This is a genomic window from Variovorax sp. 20P10.2.4, assembly GCF_058244205.1.
In genome coordinates, this window is the sequence record NZ_JBZAYE010000824.1 from 1 (window position 1) to 2751 (window position 2751).

Below are 2751 nucleotides of genomic sequence, written 5' to 3' on the forward strand. Positions count from 1 at the left end.
CCACAGTGTGACGTGGCGGCCGACCTCGCCGGGCCGCGGCAGGCTGGCCGCAGGAATGAAGGGATCGTTGCGCGCGTTGACCGCCAGCGCGGGCACGCGGATCGCGCCCAGGTGCGGCTTGGCCGAGCCGCGCCGCCAGTAGTCGTCCGCGTCGACGAAGCCGTGCAGCGGCGCGGTGAAGACGTCGTCGAAGGTCCGCAGGTCGCGCGCGGCCGCGAGCCGGCTGCCATCGAACAGCCCCGGGAACTGCGCCAGCTTGGCCAGCGCCTTGGGCTTCATGGTCGCGAGGAACATGCGGGTGTAGACCAGCCGGTTGAAGCCGCGGCCGATGGCATCGCCGCCCGCCGCGAGATCGAGCGGCGAGCACACCGAGGCCACCGCGCCCACCACCCGCGAGGCGCTCTCGCCGGCCTCGCCGGCCCAGCGCATCAGCGCATTGCCGCCGAGCGAGACGCCGGCCGCGAGCACCGGCGCGCCGTCCTTGCGGCTCGCGCGCATGCGCGCCAGGATCCAGCCGATCTCCTCGAAGTCGCCCGAGTGGTAGGCGCGCGGCGCGAGGTTCATCTCGCCGCTGCAGCCGCGGAAATGCGGCACGGCGAAGTCCATGCCGCGCGCGGCGGCGAAGTCGGCGAAGGCCTCGGCATAGTGGCTGCGCGAGGAGCCCTCGAGGCCGTGGAACAGCACCAGCAAGGGCCGGCCGCCAGACTCGCCCCGCGAACCGGGCGCATCGGCGAAGTCCACGTCGACGAAGTCGCCGTCGGGCGCGGTCCAGCGCTCGCGCCGGTAGACCGGCGCCGCGCCCTCGAAGCGGCGCGCATAGAGCGCGCCCCAGATCGTCTGCAGGTTGCCGCCGGGCAGCCAGCGTGGCGCCAGGTAGTCCATCACGGATGGCGACGACGAATCGGGCGTGCCGGAGGGAAAGGAAGAAGGTAGGAACGCGGACATCGAACGAAGGAAGAGAACGCCCGGCGCTCAGTGCAGCATCTGCGGCAGCTCGTTCGCGTCGTCGGGCTCGCGCGCGCTGCCCGGGCTCGCATGGTGCGCCACCATGCGCCAGCCCTGCGCGGTCTTGTGATAGACGTTGGTCGCGAGCACGAAGGCATGGCGCGGACCCTCGACCGTGAGCACCTCGATGCGCTCGAGCACGTTGTGGACCGCGCTCGCGATCGAGTCGATCTTGCGCACGTGCGCGGGCGTGGCGTGGATCGCGCCGTTGCCGAACATCTGCTCGAAGGCCGAGCGGATCGCCGCCGTGCCCACCAGCCGCGGACCGCCCGGATGGACGCAGAACACCTCGTCCTCGTCGGCCCAGCAGGCCATCAGCGCGTCGATGTCGCCGCGCTGCAGCGCCTCGTAGAAGGCGGCCTCGATGTCGTCGGCGGTGCCGCCGATGGCCGCGGCGGTGCGGAGTGGGGACTTGGGCATGGGCGTAATTCTGCCGCGCCGTGCGTGACGCGGGCACTGCACTGCTTTGGCACGGCGCGCACCGTGCCGCCGCAGCCTCGGGCGATCGACCGCTCCACTTTGGACCATTTGGACAAAACAAAAGCCTCAAAAATCATCAAGCCATTGATTTGAAAGGATTTTTCCGACTGGCACGCCGCATGCAAGGAGCCTCGCCATCCCGCAACCGGAGCCCTTCCATGAACGTCGGCATCTTCATACCCATCGGCAACAACGGCTGGCTGCTGTCCGAGAACGCCCCGCAGTACAAGCCCAGCTTCGAGCTCAACAAGGCGATCACGCTGAAGGCCGAGCACTACGGCGTCGACTTCGCGCTGTCGATGATCAAGCTGCGCGGCTTCGGCGGCAAGACGGAGTTCTGGGACCACAACCTCGAGTCCTTCACGCTCATGGCCGGGCTCGCGGCCGTCACCACCAAGATCAAGCTGTTCGCCACCGCGGCCTCGCTGGTCATGCCGCCGGCCATCGTCGCGCGCATGGCCTCGACCATCGACTCGATCTCCAACGGCCGCTTCGGCCTCAACCTCGTCACCGGCTGGCAGCGCCCCGAGTACTCGCAGATGGGCATGTGGCCCGGCGACCAGTTCTTCGGCACGCGCTACGAATACCTGTCCGAATACATCCAGGTGCTGCGCGACCTCTGGGGCACGGGCCGCTCCGACTTCAAAGGCGCGCATTTCCAGATGGACGACTGCCGCCTGAGCCCGCGCCCGCAGGCCGGCATGAAGGTGATCTGTGCCGGCCAGAGCGACGCCGGCATGGCGTTCTCCGCCAGGTACGCCGACTACAACTTCTGCTTCGGCAAGGGCGTGAACACGCCGCGCGCCTTCGCGCCCGCGGCCGAGAAGCTGATCGAGGCCAGTGCCGCTACGGGCCGCCACGTCACCAGCTACGTGCTGATGATGGTGATCGCCGACGAGACCGACGAGGTCGCGCGCGCCAAGTGGGAGCACTACAAGGCCGGCGCCGACAGCGAGGCCATCGCCTGGCTCGGCGCGCAGGGCGCGGCCGATACCAAATCGGGCGCCGACACCAACGTGCGGCAGATGGCCGACCCGACCTCGGCCGTGAACATCAACATGGGCACGCTCGTGGGCTCCTACGAGACCGTGGCGCGCCTGCTCGACGAAGTGGCCGAGGTGCCCGGCACCGAGGGCGTGCTGCTGACCTTCGACGACTTCCTCGCGGGCGTCGAGGCCTTCGGCGAGCGCATCCAGCCGCTGATGAAGAGCCGCGCGCACGTGCCGAGCCCGGTGCCCTCGCGCGTCGAACCCGAACGCCTCGCGG

General features: G+C 69.6%; 3 protein-coding genes. 1 reads left to right on the plus strand and 2 read right to left on the minus strand.

The window, feature by feature from the left end:
* A partial coding sequence (locus AC27VN_RS38125; protein WP_490880022.1) for a YheT family hydrolase occupies positions 1-882 on the minus strand: 882 nt, incomplete at its 3' end.
* A 90-nt stretch (positions 883-972) separates the two neighbouring features.
* Positions 973-1425 carry a YybH family protein gene (locus tag AC27VN_RS38130; RefSeq protein ID WP_057593960.1) on the minus strand — a complete coding sequence of 151 codons (453 nt, stop codon included), beginning with the start codon at positions 1423-1425 and terminating at the stop codon, positions 973-975.
* Positions 1426-1643: 218 nt separating this feature from the next.
* Between AC27VN_RS38130 and rutA the strand changes: the two genes are divergently transcribed.
* The coding region (rutA, locus tag AC27VN_RS38135) for a pyrimidine utilization protein A (RefSeq protein ID WP_490880021.1) at positions 1644-2751 on the plus strand (1108 nt) is incomplete at its 3' end.

Coding starts and splice junctions, on each gene's coding strand:
- AC27VN_RS38130 (WP_057593960.1), bottom strand. CDS start 1,425: ATGCCCAAGTCCCCACTCCGCACCGCCGCGGCCATCGGCGGCACCGCC.